The organism is Pseudoalteromonas sp. A757 (assembly GCF_004103285.1).
GTDB classification, from domain to species: Bacteria; Pseudomonadota; Gammaproteobacteria; order Enterobacterales; family Alteromonadaceae; genus Pseudoalteromonas; species Pseudoalteromonas galatheae.
Genome location: NZ_QNQN01000073.1, coordinates 105,064 through 121,320, shown reverse-complemented (window position 1 = coordinate 121,320; position 16,257 = coordinate 105,064). Strand labels below are relative to the sequence as shown.

Genomic DNA, 16,257 nt, shown 5'->3' with positions numbered 1-16,257 from the left:
GCCAGTAATACTGGCTCTTTGCATTTTAAATTGGTTATAATTCGCGTCCATTTTTTACAGCGAGAAAGACACGTGGGCGAAGCGAGCTTAACAACCTTACATTTATTGGCAACTGATCCAAGCGCAGTGGCGCAAGCAGCTGAACTTGCACGTGATGGTCAACTTGTTGCGGTTCCAACAGAAACCGTTTATGGCTTAGCAGCAGATGCAAAGCAACCCGATGCGGTTAAAAAAATCTTTGCAGCAAAAGGACGCCCAGCTGATCACCCGCTAATCGTACACCTCGCTGACAAGTCTTTGGTCACTGAGTGGGTGGAAACATTACCTGACTATTTTGACGCTTTAGCTGATGCGTTTTGGCCGGGACCACTGACGATCGTTGCCAAAAAGCAAGCACATGTGAGCGACATAGTGACAGGCGGCCACCCAACCGTGGGTATACGTGTGCCAAATCATCCTGCAATGCTAGCATTATTACAGCACATTAACTCCGGGCTTGCTGCGCCTTCTGCTAACCCTTATAAAAAAATTAGTCCAACCACCGCCGAACAAGTATTGTTTGGATTGTCGGGAAAGATAGCAGCTGTGTTAGACGGCGGCCCATGTGAAGTGGGACTTGAGTCTACTATTGTCGATATATCTTCAGCCACACCGAGGATCTTGCGAGCAGGCCCTATTACTAAAGCTGCACTTGAAGCGGTGCTCAATATTGAAGTGGATGAGCCTGATGTACACACTGTAGCAGTCCCTGGTAACGTAAAAGCCCATTATCAACCAAGCAAACCGCTCACCCTGTTGTCAACGGAAGAGTTAGTTGCTCGCCTATGCGGCCAGTGCGAAGCGAATACCGGTGTATTGTATTATTCATCGCAAATTGAGCGAATGCTCTCTGAGAATTCAGCAAACAACGAGCTGGTGGATCTCAAACTTGGTGCTGACAAAGCCAAATATGCGCAGGGCCTTTATCACGGGTTACATCAGTTGGATCAATCAAGTGCAACCGAGATTTTGTTGGAAGCACCACCAACTGCGCCCGAGTGGCGCGATGTTAACGATAGACTGATGCGCGCGGCCGCACAATAGTCATGATTTGGCGCGGTAGTTTATCGCGCCTCACTCTCCCTCTCCCTCAATCTTTACATAACTTTACCTTACTTTACATGAGCTTATCTTGCCTTTGAAACGCTGCAAGGCATACTGCATCTCATCGCACTTATACTGTGTGTTATCGAATAGTTTATCTTGATGTGAGTGATTAACTGTTACACTCAAATATAGCTAAGAACAATGGAAATTATTAAGGTTAATATGTGTAAAGTAACGCGCTTGGTGGTTTTTACGGCCACTATGCTGATAACTAATGCCGCTTTGGCGAAACCTTCGCAAGTGATTGCAGAGCCTATTCAATTTGAAAGCAGTAGCCAGCAAATTCAGGCTGTAGGTAATGCTGAAGCTATTCAATCGGTTATTTTGTATCCCGCGATTGGTGATAGGGTGACTGCGGTACATTTTAAACCGGGCGATGAGGTTAAAGCGGGTACTTTGCTATTGGAGCTAGACTCACGCCGCCAAAAAGCGGCGCTTGAAGAAGCTAAAATTCGTCTTGCAGATGCGCAGCGCACCGTCGACCGCCTAACTGATAGTCAAAAGCGCGGTGCCGTCCCAATTAATGAATTAGATAAAGCGGTAACGGACAGAGACTTAGCAAAGGTCGCCTTGATCCAAGCTGAGAATGAATTAGAAGACCGCCAAGTGATCGCCCCTTTTTCTGGCGTAATGGGACTCACCGACGTTGAGGTTGGAGATCGCATTACCACCCAAACCGCGATTGCGAGTATCGATAATTTTGATAAGTTGTATGTTCAATTTGCGGCACCGGAATCGGCGTATGGCATGCTTAAATCGACCGATAGCGTGCTACTGACACCTTGGAATGATAATTCAACACGGATAGACGCAAAGATAGCGCAAATGGACTCTAGAATAGACCCAACAGCCCGCACACTAAAAATCAAAGCCATCTTTGAAAACCGCAATGATCGTTTTTTGCCTGGAATGAGCTTTAGAGTATCGCTAACGGTATTAGGTGAAGAGTTTGCCGTTATTCCTGAAGCTGCATTACTTTGGGGCGCAACAGGTCCTTATGTATGGAAAGAAGTAGATGGTAAAGCTAAGCGTATTGATGTGAAAATCCAACAGCGTTTGCCGGGTAAATTGCTGGTATCAGGCGATTTGGCTGCAAGAGAGTTATTAGTTGTAGAAGGGGTGCAACGTCTTCGTCCTGGGCAAGAAATTGCGGTGACGAATGCACTGGCGAAGGAATAAATCGTGACTAAACCGGAGTTACCACAGTTACAAGATTTACCGTCGATGGCAATTCGCCGTCCGGTATTAATCGTTGTATTAAATTTATTGATTATTATTGCAGGTATTGCTGCTCTTGCCGGCGTTGAAGTTCGTGAACTGCCCGATGTAGATAGGCCGCGTTTAACGGTGTCCGCATCGTTTCCTGGCGGCTCGCCTGAAACTGTCGACACCGAAGTCACGAGTAAGTTAGAAGGCGCAGTCGCGCGCGTCAGTGGTGTAAAGAGCATTCGTGCACAAAGTGAAGAAAATAATGCGAGGATTGTTGTTGAATTTCGTCCGGGCATCAATTTAGATGATGCAGCCAACGAAACACGCGAATCCGTTTCTCGAGTACAAAGAGAGCTACCTGAAGAAGTTGAACGGGTGTCCATTATTAAAGCGGATAATGATGCAGAAGCCGTGGTGTCTTTAACTGTAAGTAGTGCCTCTTTAACACTTGAAGGATTGACCGAGCGAGTAGAAAAAGACTTAGCGCCGCAGTTTTTAACTATTCCAGGCGTGGCCGATGTGCGCCTGAACGGCGATAGAGAGCGGGTGCTGCGCGTAAGACTTGATCCCTTAAAACTGACAAGCTTTAATCTAACCGTTCCAGATGTAGCTGCGGCGCTAAGACAAGCCCCGTTTGATGTGCCCGCCGGCAGTTTAAAGTCGAACGATCAACAGCTGATTGTCCGTGCCGATGCCACTTCTGTAACCGCTGAGCAGGTGAGTGATATCATCATTCGTGGTGAGACTCGGGTGGGGGATATTGCCTCTGTGTATTTTGGACCGGCCGATCCTCGTTCTATGGTGAGACTCGACGGAGAGCCTGTAATTGGGCTTGAGATCATTCGCCAAGCACAGTCCAATACCATTGAAATCTCAGACGAAGTGCTGCAGCTAGTTGATAAGATAAAAGTACGCTTTCCAGATCTGGAGCTATTCGTCACCTCCGATGATGCACAGTTTATTCGCTCATCCGTAGATGAAGTCTTGAGCTCCTTAGTGATAACCATATTGCTGGTGGTATTCACGCTTTGGGTATTTATTGGCTCGTGGCGTGCGACGCTTATTCCAGCTTTTGCGATCCCGGTCGCGCTTATCGGCTCTTTGGCGCTTATCTGGGCGCTTGGCTTCTCTGTTAACATTTTAACCTTGCTAGCACTGGTGTTGGCCACTGGACTTATCGTCGATGATGCGATTGTTGTTAGTGAGAATATTCAGCGTCGTCGTGGCGAAGGGATAGGTCGTCGCGCTGCGGCAGTACTTGGGACAAGAGAAGTCTTCTTTGCTGTAGTTGCGACAACCGCAGTACTTGCTGCGGTATTCGTACCGATCGCCTTTTTACCCTCAACTGCGGGCCGACTGTTCAGGGAGTTTGGTGGCGTGTTAGCTGGTGCCGTGATTATTTCTTCATTTGTGGCACTGTCATTGGTGCCAGCATTAACGTCTAAGTTAAAAGTAAAGCAAGATAGCAAAAAGCACTTGTTTTCGAGTATTGGTGTGAAACTCGCAGAAATGTATCGCGGTACGATCCACTGGGTGCTTGACCATGCATGGCTAACTTTTGGTGTATTTGTGGTTATTGCGAGTTTATCTGGTGCGCTCTATTCGCAATTGGATAATGAACTTTTGCCATCTGAAGACAGAGGTAAAATTCGCATTTTCGCAAGAGGGCCTGACGGTGTTGGTCTTAACTTTATGGATAGACAGGCCAAACAAATGGAAGACATTTTATTACCCTTTGTAGAAAGCGGAGAAATAGAGTCAATCTATACGGTTGTTGGTCAGTGGGATCCCAATATTGTATTTATCACTGTGCCATTAAAGCATTGGGATGAGCGTCATTTCTCGCAACAGGAAATTATCGATAAGATCAGAGGACCGCTTGGTAATATACCCGGTGCGCCTGCGCGTGCCTTTGGAGCAAATAGCTTAAACCTAAGAGGCCAAGGTGGTGGTATCGAGCTTGCGCTACTTGGTAATGACTATTTAGAGATTTTTAAAGCAGCGCAACAATTTGCGGCTTTGGTTGAAAAAGAAATGCCAGACGTGGCTCCGGTACAAATCTCTTATCAACCCTCACAACCTCAGCTGCGCGTAAACATTGACCGCAGAAGAGCAGAAGAGCTTGGCGTTAGTTTGAGTGATATCTCAACGACGCTTAGGGCGGCGATTAATGGCGATGATGTTGCTGATTTGAATGTTGGCGACCAATCCATACCAATTATGCTGCAGGCTCAAAACCATACCATCAGAGATCCAAGTGATTTGGCTAACCTTTATGTTGGCAGCCGCACTGGTGCGTTAGTTCCGCTAAGTAGCCTCGCCGTTATTGTCGAAGAGGGCGTAGCTGCTGAGCTTGAACGCCACGCACAGCGTCGTAGTATCGAGCTGGATATGAAACAGCCAGAAGACATGCCTATGGCAGAAGTGGTTGAAAAATTACGAACGCTGGCAGATCAGAGTTTACCTGACAGCGTGACGCTGGCGTTTAAAGGGGAAGCCTTAACGTTTGAAGAAACGGCCAATGAAGTGTTACTTACTTACGTGCTGGCGTTCTTGATTGTGTTGCTCGTACTTGCTGCGCAATTTGAAAGTGTAAACAGTGCCGTTGTCGTGATGATCACAGTTCCGTTTGGGATCACCTCTGCCATATTGGCGCTGTATCTTACTGGAACTTCGCTAAACATATATTCGCAAATCGGCTTAGTGATGTTGATTGGCTTAATTGCTAAAAATGCCATTTTGTTAGTTGAGTTCGCAGATCAATTACGTGATAAAGGACGGTCAGTAAGACAAGCTGTTGAAGAAGCCGCGGTGATCCGTTTGCGTCCTATCATGATGACCTTGGTATCTACATTACTCGGTGCTTTACCGTTGATTTTATCGGTTGGCGCAGGTGCAGAGTCGAGAAATGCAATCGGCTGGGTTGTATTTGGCGGTTTAGGCTTAGCGGTTTTCTTTACGCTTTACCTCACACCTGTCGTTTATCTCGGTTTAGCGAGATTTACGAAACCGAGGGCGGATGAAACCAAATTATTAGTGGATGAACTTGATAAAGCTGAAAGTTAAATTCCCCCGTTAAAAATAAAGTAAGTTGAGCGCAGCAATAGCTGCGCTTTTTTTATACAACGATTAATGTTGTGGTAACACATTCTTTGATACTTTTTGTTGAACTTTTCATTATTTAAACTGTCACAACCGATGTGGTTGTTTTATAGCCATTATGTTTGCTACTCTAAGACAGTAAATCCTGTTTTCTATAACAATAATAAAAATAACAAGCTAATTGAAAGAAGATGTGTCATGGGTAATTTATTTTTAAAAGAACGGGAAAATTGGACCGCCTGGATTATTTGGAGCTTGATAGGATGCACGGCAACCGTTGCATTATCGAGTTATACCAGTGAGATATGGATGGGGCTATTAGCGCCTATCTTGGTATTAGGATTACTAACAACATGGATGAGTTACACCAAGCGATTTGATTTTTCCAGAGCATTCAAAGTGCTCAGTACCGTAGTGTTGTTTTCATCTATTCCGGTTATCATTGAAAAAGTGCTGCCTGCAAAAAATGCAGTCATTGGCATGATTGATTCAGGGATAATCGTGATAGCAATGGTTATCGCCAGTTGTATTTTTGCTTACATTGCCAAAAGGCCAAAGCAATATTATTGATTATTCGGCTATTATTTGCGCTTTTGAATGCAAAAATTGAAATAGTGCTTTACAACCGATGGATAACTCCATAAAATGCGCGCCAACAACGGAGAGATGGCTGAGTGGTTGAAAGCACCGGTCTTGAAAACCGGCATACGTTAATAGCGTATCTAGGGTTCAAATCCCTATCTCTCCGCCACCTCATTCCCAAAACCGCCTCCAAATGGCGGTTTTTTTCGTTTGGAGGCGTGTATGTCTGCGGCTAGTAACATGGCAATAATAAAACATAGTTCTATTTGGATTGTATTTAGTTATTTTTATCTTAGTGGTCTAAATATGGCGCTAACGTTGTCGATTGATTCGCAACAAGACCCTGATATCACAATGACGCTGCTGCATGTTTTTTTATTCAATTGCCTTGTTGGCCATCTGATCACTAAATATGAAAAATCTTGGCCAGAAATCGCCAGTGTGGTTATTGCATTATTTGGTGTGGTTGGATTTGGACACTACTTTGTTGGTAGCTTGGGAGAGTACAGTGATGAGCTTAATATTGGTCTTGTATTATTGCTGCCATTTGCAACCTTTGTAATGAAAAAACTCAAACAATATGCCGAAGAGAAAGCCGCTAGTTAGCGGTTTTTTTGTGTCCGACGAATAGCTTGACTGCTTGATAATCAAGCAGCTCCGGTATCTTGCCTATTTTGGCTGTGATACAATCTAAGATTCTTGTTAATAAAAAATATGGAAAGACTATGTCTCAATTCAACACAGACGCAGATAAAGCGAGTTACGGTATTGGTTTACAAATGGGGGAGCAACTTAAAGCAAACCCTTTTGAAGGTCTAAACCTTAACTCTGTATTCGAAGGTATGAAAGACGCTTATGCTGGTGACAGCTTCCGCGTTGAGATCCCTGAAATTCAAGCGGCATTTGAGAAGATCAATGCTGAGATCCAACAGCGTCGTGAAGAAGAAGCTAAAGTGTTAGCTGCTGAAGGTGTTGCATTTCTAGAAGAAAATGCGAAACGTGCTGAAGTAACAGTAACTGAGTCAGGTCTTCAGTATGAAGTAGTTGAAACTGGCGAAGGCGATAAGCCTGTTGAAGATTCAAAAGTACGCGTTCATTACCACGGTACTCTAATCAACGGTACGACTTTTGACAGCTCTTACGAGCGCGGCCAACCAGCTGAATTCCCAGTAAATGGCGTGATCAAAGGTTGGACTGAAGCACTTCAAATGATGCCTGCAGGTTCTAAATGGCGTCTATACGTACCGCATGAGCTTGCATACGGCGAGCGTGGTGCAGGTGCTGCAATCGCACCTTTCTCAACGCTAATTTTCGACGTAGAGCTACTAGAAGTTTTATAATAGTATCGTGTGATCAAAAAAGGCCTTCTCAATGAAGGCCTTTTTGCGTTTAGCCAAAGCTGCTGAGAACACAACTTTGGCTGTTCGACAAGACTTTAGTAAGTCGCACTGCCTTTAGTACGAGGGAAGGCAATAACGTCACGTACGTTGCCCATGCCAGTAACATAAGCAACCAAGCGCTCAAAGCCAAGGCCAAAGCCTGAGTGAGGCACTGTTCCATACTTACGTAGGTCACGGTACCAGCTGTAATCTTCTTTGTTTAAGCCCATCTCTTCAAGACGCGCATCTAGCACATCTAAACGCTCTTCACGCTGTGAGCCACCAATGATTTCACCAATACCAGGCGCAACGACGTCCATAGCGGCAACGGTTTTACCGTCTTCGTTTTGGCGCATGTAGAATGCTTTGATATCACGAGGGTAGTTTTTGATAACTACTGGTGCGTTAAAGTGTACTTCAGCAAGGTAACGTTCGTGCTCTGATTGTAAGTCGACGCCCCACTCAACAGGGAATTCAAACTCTTTATCACATGCTTTTAGAATTTCGATAGCGTCTGTGTAATCTACCTGAGCAAAGTCTTTATCGATGAATGATTCTAGGCGAGTAATGGCATCTTTTTCGATGCGCTGTGCGAAAAACTCCATATCATCACGACGTTCATCAAGTACTGCTTTAAACACATACTTCAACATGTCTTCTGCAAGCGCTGCGATGTCGTTAAGGTCGGCGAATGCCACTTCAGGCTCAACCATCCAAAACTCTGCTAAGTGACGAGAAGTGTTTGAGTTTTCAGCACGGAATGTTGGACCAAAAGTATAGATTTTTGAAAGGGCACTCGCGTATGTTTCACCGTTAAGCTGACCAGATACGGTCAAGAATGCTTCTTTACCAAAAAAGTCTTCTGAATAGTCTACATCGCCTTTGTCTGTGCGTGGTAGGTTGTTCATATCAAGTGTAGATACACGGAACATCTCGCCTGCGCCTTCACAGTCACTTGCGGTAATGATAGGCGTGCTGATCCACTGGTAGCCACGCTCATGATAAAAACGGTGAATAGCTTGCGCAAGACAGTTACGTACACGCGTAACCGCGCCCATAACATTAGTGCGAGGGCGAAGGTGCGCATGTTCGCGTAAGTATTCAATACTGTGGCGTTTTGCAGCCATTGGGTATGAATCTGGATTCTCAACCCAGCCTAATACCTCAACGCTGTTCGCTTGGATCTCAAAAGATTGACCTTGACCTTGTGATTGTACAAGCACACCAGTCACCGCTACTGAACACCCAGCAGTAAGACGAGTCACTTCGTCATAATTATTCAGCGAATTAGGGACTACGGCTTGAATAGGGTCAAAACAAGAACCGTCATGAACGGCTAGAAATGAAATACCTGCTTTTGAATCACGTCGTGTACGGATCCAGCCCTTTACTGTTACTTGGCTGTCAACCGCAACGGTGCCTGCTAGTAGCTCCGTTATCGCTGTGTGGCTCATCTTTACTCCAAATGATTTATTTTTTATTTGTAAATTAAAAGACAGAGTGTCTTATCGTCATGTAAGCCGTATCTTACCTGCGATGGACAAATAAAAAAACACTGAAATGCAAAAAACTGGGCTGAAAAGAATGAGTAAAAGCCATGAAAAAACAGTCGGACTGTGGCATTATGAATGTTCGATGATAAAAATAGCTTTATTAATACTAACAGTGACGTTCAAAACTCGATGAAACAAGTTTTTATTTTGAGGGGTCTACCTGGCTCTGGAAAATCGCATTATGCGCAAACGCTAGCCGACGATCTCGTCTCCGGCGATGAAACACAGTATTTTATCTGTTCAACCGATGATTATTTTCTTAATGAAAACGGCGAGTATCATTTTGAAAAACAACGCCTTTCAGAATATCACAATTTAAACTTAGCCCGGTTTATTAATGCCTTAGCTGAAGATATCCCTTTGGTCGTTGTAGACAACACCAATATCAAGAAGTGGGAGTTTGTTGCTTATGCGTCAGCTGCTGTGGCAATGGGTTATCAAGTGAAAGAAGTCATTGTTGGTGAAATTAAAGATAAGTCCCTACAGCATTTATATGCCAAACGTAATAGCCATGGCATTGGCTTGAAAACAATTTCAAAAATGGCCCACCTTTTCGAATGGTGATAAAGCTTAGGGTCGAGCAACCCTAACAACGCTCGTGCATGTTAAACAGGGTAGTATCGTATCCGATCTTACAGTTAAAAAGAGCGGGTTTAGACTTCGCCTTCGAGCAAACAAGAGACGGTCGTCAATGTTAGTTTCATTCTACATAGCGGCCGGTTAGTCAACTCATTCCTGCTCCATTTCGATTCAGCAGTGGAATGTGCGACCAACTTTTTTAGCTTCAGTTGGCCCAATTTTAGTAATGCTAGTGAGTTTCGAAAGGGCTCTGACATTTATATAGTGTCTAACGGGCTAGTTGTACCTGCAAAATGTTGGCCAAGTACATGTGTATAGATTTGTGTGGTACTAACGTCATTGTGGCCCAGTAATTCTTGAACACTTCTTATATCACGACCAGCTTTAAGCAAATGGGTTGCGAAGCTATGCCTAAACGTATGGCAGGTGACGCGTTTATTTATTTGAATATTACGCACGGCATTCTCGAGCGCTTTACGAATAACACTTTGATGTAAATGGTGCCTGCAAAGTGTTCCTGTATAAGGATTGATACAAGTATTGCTGGAAGGGAAAATAAACATCCACCCATGCTGCCTAAACGCGTTGGGATACTTGCGTTCTACTGCATTTGGCAGAGATGGACCTATCCCGTGAAGGTTGTCATCCTGTTGAATTTTAATAGCCATTTCAATATATGTAGTGAGCTTTTTTGAGCATCTATTGCTGAGGATGGTTTGCCTATCTTTATGCCCTTTACCGTCTCTAACGGTCAGCGAAGCTCTATCAATATCAATATCTTGGATACGTAACCTGAGGCATTCTGAAACTCTTAGTCCGCTACCATAGAGTAGTTCTATTATTAGTCTATCACGGCCATCAAGTTCATTTAGTATTAGTGAGATTTCTGATGGGGATAACACTGTAGGTAAATGTCTTTGTTTAGTGGCATAGCAAAAACCTAAATCCCCAAGCTCATGGTGCAAATGCTTCTGATACAAATAGGCTAACGCGTTACGTGCAATTTTTTGTGTGTTGATAGCCACATTTCGTTGGTTGGTAAGGAAGGTTAAAAATTGTGTAACCTCTTCCGTTCCCATTGTTTCAGGGTGACGCTTGTGGTGAAAGTTAATGAATGCCTTAATCCAATATAGGTAGGTTTTTTCTGTTCTAATGCTGTAACCACGCATACGCATTTCTTCCTGAAGACCTTTCAGAAATGGGCTTTTTAGACTCATGATAACTCCTTAGCCCATATTGCTGTGTATGTATACAGTGTTATCTGGAATTCTCGGATATCAAGGGAAATAATGAAAAAATTTTTGCGCGTTTATGCATGAATAAATTAAAAATATTGTTGTTTATCATGAGGTTATATATCTTCGATTTGAAATAATAGGTTTGGGAAACGCGCATGCGCATTTTTCCAGATGGTATATTTAGCAGAATGCTGATAAGTTCTTTGCATACTGATAGTTAACTGTGCGCATTTTCACTGGTCCAACGAGGTAAACGCGCATGTGCACGAATAAAATGTTAAACGCTAACAACCTCTAGGAGAGATAGATGAAGAAAATTGGAATTTTGATAATGGCTGTTTTTCCATTGCTTGGGTGTCAGACTACTGGGCCTAAAACATACACTGGCAATACCCAGTCGATAGCTGCGACAAATTCAAAAAGTTGTAGTTTCGACCAAATCACTGGCAAAGCGTATTTGATTGCTCCTGACTTTAAAAAATATGTAACCAATAGCTTTTTCTACGATTCCGAAAAGGAAACGGTCTGGCAGCTTGATAAAGGCAATTACTCATCCTTGACTTCTCAAAAGTTCAAAATAGTTGACACGGGGCTCGTTACTAAAGAAGACGTCAAGTCACGACAGCCATATCTTTCCAAATACAGATATAGTGAAGATGATATAAAAGGTATACCTTATGTAAGAGATAAAGCATTCTCATCTAAGCTAGTGACAGAAGACTGCTCAATTTATTATCTGAGTGGTGGAACCATTATTAAATCTTTATTATCTAGCATCGTAAATACAGATGGTACAAAAATTAATGAAGATGATGTATTAGCGTTTTATGGAAGTGAACCGTTATCAAAAAAAAGCATGGATGCGGTGATTGAGTATGACCGTTTTGAGAAAAGACTCAAAGTAAAAACGCCATACTATGACGACATGCTTATCAGGGGGTCATTAAACGCCAAGGATCAATCAATATCACTTGTTCAGCTTTATGTGGACCTTACTTTTTTCGATAAATGGGGCTTTATTTCTAATGCCATTGACACAGATGGTGTAAACCATGAGGTGGTAAAGATTTCAACTGACACAGACTGTAGTAACTCTGATATGTTTGGTTGTAAATTAACAGAGACTGTTGGAGTTACAATTAGTGAGGAGTTTTTGAATAAACACAGGGATGGTTTTGAATTAAAACTTTTTGGTACTAAAGAAAAAATCGTCAAAGTGTCAGGCTATATGGTTGAAGGTTTTTTATCTGGAATGAGAAAAGCAAAGGAGCAGCTAAAGTCTGGTGACTTTGGCGTTTAACAAAGCGCTGCACACGGATAAATTTTACGCTGCGCTTCAAATTTACCGGTGAGCGCGGCGTTATGTGCCCTGTTTCGTTAAACACTTATTGAGAGTTAACCCTCAAGTTGTTAAAAGGAATAGGCTCCAGATATGAATTTTGACATCTATTATTTAGCTTTGACTTGTAAATTAACTTTGGAGAATTTTTATGGGATGGTTTAGCTCATGTGATCACGATTGGCATTACGATTATGAAAATGCTCGTCCATTTAAACCTGATTATCACAAATGTAGTAAGTGTGGAAAGAGAGAGAAATGTACTTACGATTTATTTAAGGCAAAGCATGACGGGACTCCTAGATGCGATGAATGTGACGCAGCGGCGTAGCTGTTTAGCACATAACAAACGCATCAAGTCGCCCCCTGAAATGCGGGGGCTGGGACATCAAAACTACGCGGCGGTTTAGTTTTGATGCATCGCAAAGTTTAAACCAATCGCCGCTACGTTTTGCTGCCCCTTATGCGGGCGTTAGCTCTTTATGACAGGAGTCGAAGATAGAATCAATGAGAGATAACTTCACTGAAAAAACTAAGTCGGTAATACAAAATCGGGCGGGAAATCTTTGTTCAAATCCAAAGTGTAGAGCTTTGACATCTGGACCAAATGCTGATCCAGAAAAGGCAACCAAGACTGGAATAGCCGCTCACATAACCGCCGCAGCTCCGGGTGGTCCAAGATACAACGCTAGTCTTACCTCACAGCAAAGACGGTCAGCTCAAAACGGTATTTGGCTTTGTAGTAAATGTGCTGGATTTATCGACTCAGATTTTCTTAATTATCCGGTTTCATCGTTATTAAAGTGGAAGCGAGATGCAGAAGGAGAAGCCGACGATCACAATAAGGGAAGAAAAGCAGGCCTTCCTATGCCACCAGAAAATGATGAAGTGATTGAGCAAGGTTGGGGTTGTCCATTTTGTGGGACAACCGTGCCATTCGGTAAGTCTGTATGCCTTGGGTGTCACGCAGAAGTGATTCCAGGATTAACGCGCCGAGAAAGAGAGGAAATCGGAAAGACGGGGATGATGGCTGGTGGTGGGTTGGCGCTACTTGTTCTTGTAATGCTCCCCAACTGGCTCAAAACATCCTACGCTTGGGATGTTGATATATTCTTTGGGATGGGCATTTATGGGATTTTAGGTATTGCAATTCCAGCACTACTAGGAGGTTTCTTTGCTATAAAAATCGCAACAGAAAAGAAGTTATGTGAGCCACCAAGATTTTTTAGGCACACACATGGTTGAGCTAACAAACGCGTCAATTGGGACTGGTTTTCCGCTGGCGCTCCAAACCAGCCCATTACGCGGGCGTTATATTCATTCATCGAAGTAGGGAATTATGAATCAGAATCAAATTAATCAAGTACAAGGACATGTTGATAGGTATTTTCAACTTAATATGACAAGCCTGCTGAATGCATCTTTTCCAGAACTAAATGAAAATGAAGTGTGCATTGGACAATATACCCTTAAGGAATTCCTATCACTTAGCAATAAAGTCTTCAATCAATTTAGGGAAGAACTAAAAACTTCATTCTTAAAGTCGCTTCCATTTCAGTATCAATTTCACAACGAATTTGGTGGTGGAGATTTAAACTCAGACTTAGCTAATTTCATTGCTTACAGTGAAACTAATAGGTTTCCAAATGCAGTATCTCACTTATCAAGATTAGTTCATTATCAAGCAGTTAATGGTTTTTGGGAAAAAACAAAAAGAAAGTACTTTAGGCACTCGGAAGAAAACTTGAATTCTGAACGTGAAAGAATTGAGCTTGTTAGCAAACAGTTAGAAAGCTCTCTGAATAAATATAATGAACAGCTGAAAAGTTTGGAGGCTACAAAAGAAGATTTATCTCAATTTACTCAAGTAAAGCAAAAAGAGCTTAGTGAAATTGAATCGCTTTTGGGCGCCTCAAGAAATCATAACTCAGAGATTTCAGAATTACATTCTACAGCTACATCTTTATCAGAAAGAATCCAGTCACTATTAGATAGCTCTGATACCAGAAAGGAAGAAATCGAAGAGATTAATAAAGAAGCAAAAAATGAATTAAACAAAATTGCCAATACTCTTGAAGAACAAATCAAAACGATTAAAAAACAAAACACCTCATTTGATTCATTGGAAAGTTCTTTTGATGAAAAATTAGAACTAGTTAATTCCAAGACCTCACTTTTCGAAGAAAGAAACAAATATTTAGATGACTTAATTGGTCGTGAGGTCGGTGCTTCATTGTTTGAAACCTTTAAACAACGAAAAGGCGAGCTTTCATCTTCTATCACCTTTTGGACTTGGGCTGTTCCTGTAACAGCTTTCGCTACAATTGCATGGATATTTTTCTTGTTCGGAAACGGTGATCTAAATGCATTGGGTTGGCAAGTAGTATTTGTTAATTCTCTTAAAGCATTACCCGCTATAGGTCTATTGTTATTCGCTATTTCTCAATATACAAAAGAGCGAAACTTCCAAGAAGAATACGCTTTTAAGTCTGCGGTTGCATTGACGGTAAATTCATATGCTGATCAATTACAAAAAGAAGAAAATAAAGACCAGTTAATAATGGATTCAGTTAATGCAATTTATAAAACTCCCTTACCAACGAAAATTGCTAAGAATGCAGATAGCAAAGGTTTAGCCGAAACAGCCAAAGAACTAAAAGACCTTGCAAGTACTTTTGTGTCTAAAAAATGAATATAACAAGGCGCTCAAACGGAAAAATTACAGTTGGCTCGCGCTTCGCACAATTTAGCCTAACTGTATTTTTCCGCTTAGCTTAGCGTTAGATGAATAGTAGGTAACGATTTATGTCAGACAACGAATTACCTTTAGAACGTAAGCAAGAAGAGGAAGGTTACAGGCTGCTTTATGATGTTATGAAGCACCTGACAACTATAAGCACGGGTACGCTAGTGATATTAGTTTCCTTTTTAACTAAAGTGTTTTCGCAGCCAGAATGGGTATACCTAATTCCAGTAGTGATGGTGTCATTCCTTATTTCAATCGTCTCCAGTCTATTTTCCATGCTTTATATTAGTGATGCTATTCAAAAAGTTGAGATGAATGAAAATACTAAGACTTATGCTCAGAATTCCTATTTAGTAGCTGGTGGATCATTTATCATGGGCATCATCATGCTAATTGTTTTTGCAACAAAAAATTTGATTTAAAAACATCTAACAAGCGCATGTTGCCAGACTGATTTTCCGCTGTGCTCCAAACCAGCCGCAAATGCGGGCGTTAGCCCATAGAAGTCTTTATGCGAAACTCACCTAATACAGACGTTCTCCCAACTCGTTTTGTCCAAATACGAGTCAGTCGAGTGTCCGTTATCGCAATTAGATTGTAAGCGTCGCTTAAACCCCACCTAGCTACTGAATACGCTCGGCTTATAAAGTACAGCTCTGATCTCAATTCGGAGCTGAATATGCCTAAACATAAAACCGCGGAGCAATGGCTGCAACTTATCGAACAACAGGAACTCAGTGGTTTGTCTGTCTGTGATTTCTGCACGCAGCACAATCTCAGTACCAAGTCTTTTTATAATCGCCGAAGTAAGCTTCGCAATGAAAAATCACCTGAGTCATCTTTTATTGCCGCTAAGCCCGCTGCATCTGAGTCCGTTTCTCTGCCTGAGTTGTTGCAGCTCAAGCACGCTAAGAGTACGGTGTTGTTGCCATCAAATACTGATGCTCTGTGGTTGGCTGCACTGCTCAGGGCGCTGTCATGATCTGCTGGCACAATGGAGCTGTTTACTTGCACCGCCAGCCGGTAGACTTTCGTAAATCCATCAATGGCCTCGCGGCGATTGTTGAGCAAGAAATGGATGAGTCTGTGATGAACGGCCAGGTGTTTGCGTTTTGTAATAAAAACAAGGACAAGCTGAAGGTGCTGTACTGGGATAAAACCGGCTTTGCCTTGTGGTACAAGCGCCTTGAAAAAGACAAGTTTAAATGGCCCGACAAAGAAGACGATGACGTCGTTACACTCAGCGCTGAGCAATGGCAATGGTTGCTATCGGGCTTATCGGTCATCGCACATAAGCCACTCAGCTATGGTTATAACGTATGATCATAACAGGGGTTTTTAGAACACGAATTAATCTAACCTATTAATTTAAAAACAGTTACTT

The 16,257-nt window shown here is 42.6% G+C and carries 16 protein-coding genes and 1 tRNA gene; 15 read left to right on the top strand and 2 right to left on the bottom strand.

The window, feature by feature from the left end:
- The first annotated feature begins 72 nt into the window (after window positions 1-72).
- From DRB05_RS17990 to DRB05_RS17960, 7 genes are all read left to right on the top strand, one after another.
- Complete coding sequence (locus DRB05_RS17990) at window positions 73-1,083, top strand: L-threonylcarbamoyladenylate synthase (RefSeq protein WP_128728149.1); 1,011 nt, start codon at window positions 73-75, stop codon at window positions 1,081-1,083.
- A 204-nt stretch (window positions 1,084-1,287) separates the two neighbouring features.
- A complete protein-coding gene (locus DRB05_RS17985; protein ID WP_128728148.1) occupies window positions 1,288-2,325 on the top strand; it encodes an efflux RND transporter periplasmic adaptor subunit in 1,038 nt (345 codons plus the stop codon).
- 45 nt (window positions 2,326-2,370) lie between these two features.
- Window positions 2,371-5,421, top strand: coding sequence for an efflux RND transporter permease subunit (locus DRB05_RS17980; protein WP_193554586.1), 3,051 nt, complete (start codon window positions 2,371-2,373; stop codon window positions 5,419-5,421).
- A gap of 234 nt (window positions 5,422-5,655) precedes the next feature.
- The gene (locus tag DRB05_RS17975; protein WP_010379077.1) at window positions 5,656-6,027 is read left to right on the top strand and encodes a hypothetical protein; all 372 of its coding nucleotides are present in this window, start codon (window positions 5,656-5,658) and stop codon (window positions 6,025-6,027) included.
- 90 nt (window positions 6,028-6,117) lie between these two features.
- Window positions 6,118-6,208: transfer RNA gene (locus DRB05_RS17970), tRNA-Ser, on the top strand.
- A gap of 53 nt (window positions 6,209-6,261) precedes the next feature.
- A complete protein-coding gene (locus tag DRB05_RS17965; protein ID WP_010604797.1) occupies window positions 6,262-6,645 on the top strand; it encodes a hypothetical protein in 384 nt (127 codons plus the stop codon).
- A 119-nt stretch (window positions 6,646-6,764) separates the two neighbouring features.
- Window positions 6,765-7,379: an FKBP-type peptidyl-prolyl cis-trans isomerase gene (locus tag DRB05_RS17960; RefSeq protein WP_010379072.1), complete on the top strand. Its 615-nt coding sequence runs from the start codon at window positions 6,765-6,767 to the stop codon at window positions 7,377-7,379.
- A gap of 95 nt (window positions 7,380-7,474) precedes the next feature.
- Here DRB05_RS17960 and asnS read toward each other — a convergent pair whose 3' ends face one another.
- Window positions 7,475-8,872, bottom strand: a complete 1,398-nt coding sequence (gene asnS / locus DRB05_RS17955) for an asparagine--tRNA ligase (RefSeq protein ID WP_010379069.1) — start codon at window positions 8,870-8,872, stop codon at window positions 7,475-7,477.
- 228 nt (window positions 8,873-9,100) lie between these two features.
- Here asnS and DRB05_RS17950 point away from each other — a divergent pair, with 228 nt between their 5' ends.
- Window positions 9,101-9,535, top strand: coding sequence for an AAA family ATPase (locus DRB05_RS17950; RefSeq protein ID WP_128728398.1), 435 nt, complete (start codon window positions 9,101-9,103; stop codon window positions 9,533-9,535).
- A gap of 272 nt (window positions 9,536-9,807) precedes the next feature.
- On the opposite strand, the gene DRB05_RS17945 is transcribed toward DRB05_RS17950, so the two are convergent.
- Window positions 9,808-10,767 (bottom strand): integron integrase, encoded by a 960-nt coding sequence (locus tag DRB05_RS17945; RefSeq protein ID WP_128728146.1) that lies wholly within the window; start codon window positions 10,765-10,767, stop codon window positions 9,808-9,810.
- A gap of 328 nt (window positions 10,768-11,095) precedes the next feature.
- Here DRB05_RS17945 and DRB05_RS17940 point away from each other — a divergent pair, with 328 nt between their 5' ends.
- From DRB05_RS17940 to tnpB, 7 genes are all read left to right on the top strand, one after another.
- Window positions 11,096-12,088, top strand: a complete 993-nt coding sequence (locus DRB05_RS17940) for a hypothetical protein (RefSeq protein WP_128728145.1) — start codon at window positions 11,096-11,098, stop codon at window positions 12,086-12,088.
- 326 nt (window positions 12,089-12,414) lie between these two features.
- Window positions 12,415-12,537, top strand: a complete 123-nt coding sequence (locus DRB05_RS23115) for a hypothetical protein (RefSeq protein ID WP_275669093.1) — start codon at window positions 12,415-12,417, stop codon at window positions 12,535-12,537.
- 181 nt (window positions 12,538-12,718) lie between these two features.
- Window positions 12,719-13,372 carry a hypothetical protein gene (locus DRB05_RS17935; protein WP_128728144.1) on the top strand — a complete coding sequence of 218 codons (654 nt, stop codon included), beginning with the start codon at window positions 12,719-12,721 and terminating at the stop codon, window positions 13,370-13,372.
- A gap of 94 nt (window positions 13,373-13,466) precedes the next feature.
- Window positions 13,467-14,819, top strand: a complete 1,353-nt coding sequence (locus DRB05_RS17930; protein ID WP_128728143.1) for a DUF5336 domain-containing protein — start codon at window positions 13,467-13,469, stop codon at window positions 14,817-14,819.
- Window positions 14,820-14,932: 113 nt separating this feature from the next.
- On the top strand, window positions 14,933-15,295 hold the full coding sequence (locus DRB05_RS17925) for a hypothetical protein (protein WP_010606842.1): 363 nt from the start codon (window positions 14,933-14,935) through the stop codon (window positions 15,293-15,295).
- 257 nt (window positions 15,296-15,552) lie between these two features.
- Window positions 15,553-15,855, top strand: a complete 303-nt coding sequence (locus DRB05_RS17920; protein WP_128728142.1) for a hypothetical protein — start codon at window positions 15,553-15,555, stop codon at window positions 15,853-15,855.
- Complete coding sequence (gene tnpB, locus DRB05_RS17915; RefSeq protein ID WP_128728141.1) at window positions 15,852-16,196, top strand: IS66 family insertion sequence element accessory protein TnpB; 345 nt, start codon at window positions 15,852-15,854, stop codon at window positions 16,194-16,196. Before DRB05_RS17920 ends, tnpB begins: the two co-directional genes overlap by 4 nt.
- Window positions 16,197-16,257: the final 61 nt, after the last annotated feature.

Coding starts and splice junctions, on each gene's coding strand:
- DRB05_RS17960 (WP_010379072.1), top strand. CDS start 6,765: ATGTCTCAATTCAACACAGACGCAGATAAAGCGAGTTACGGTATTGGT.
- DRB05_RS17975 (WP_010379077.1), top strand. CDS start 5,656: ATGGGTAATTTATTTTTAAAAGAACGGGAAAATTGGACCGCCTGGATT.
- DRB05_RS17920 (WP_128728142.1), top strand. CDS start 15,553: ATGCCTAAACATAAAACCGCGGAGCAATGGCTGCAACTTATCGAACAA.
- DRB05_RS17925 (WP_010606842.1), top strand. CDS start 14,933: ATGTCAGACAACGAATTACCTTTAGAACGTAAGCAAGAAGAGGAAGGT.
- DRB05_RS17985 (WP_128728148.1), top strand. CDS start 1,288: ATGGAAATTATTAAGGTTAATATGTGTAAAGTAACGCGCTTGGTGGTT.
- DRB05_RS17950 (WP_128728398.1), top strand. CDS start 9,101: ATGAAACAAGTTTTTATTTTGAGGGGTCTACCTGGCTCTGGAAAATCG.
- asnS (WP_010379069.1), bottom strand. CDS start 8,872: ATGAGCCACACAGCGATAACGGAGCTACTAGCAGGCACCGTTGCGGTT.
- DRB05_RS17980 (WP_193554586.1), top strand. CDS start 2,371: ATGGCAATTCGCCGTCCGGTATTAATCGTTGTATTAAATTTATTGATT.
- tnpB (WP_128728141.1), top strand. CDS start 15,852: ATGATCTGCTGGCACAATGGAGCTGTTTACTTGCACCGCCAGCCGGTA.
- DRB05_RS17965 (WP_010604797.1), top strand. CDS start 6,262: ATGTCTGCGGCTAGTAACATGGCAATAATAAAACATAGTTCTATTTGG.
- DRB05_RS17930 (WP_128728143.1), top strand. CDS start 13,467: ATGAATCAGAATCAAATTAATCAAGTACAAGGACATGTTGATAGGTAT.
- DRB05_RS17940 (WP_128728145.1), top strand. CDS start 11,096: ATGAAGAAAATTGGAATTTTGATAATGGCTGTTTTTCCATTGCTTGGG.
- DRB05_RS23115 (WP_275669093.1), top strand. CDS start 12,415: ATGACGGGACTCCTAGATGCGATGAATGTGACGCAGCGGCGTAGCTGT.
- DRB05_RS17945 (WP_128728146.1), bottom strand. CDS start 10,767: ATGAGTCTAAAAAGCCCATTTCTGAAAGGTCTTCAGGAAGAAATGCGT.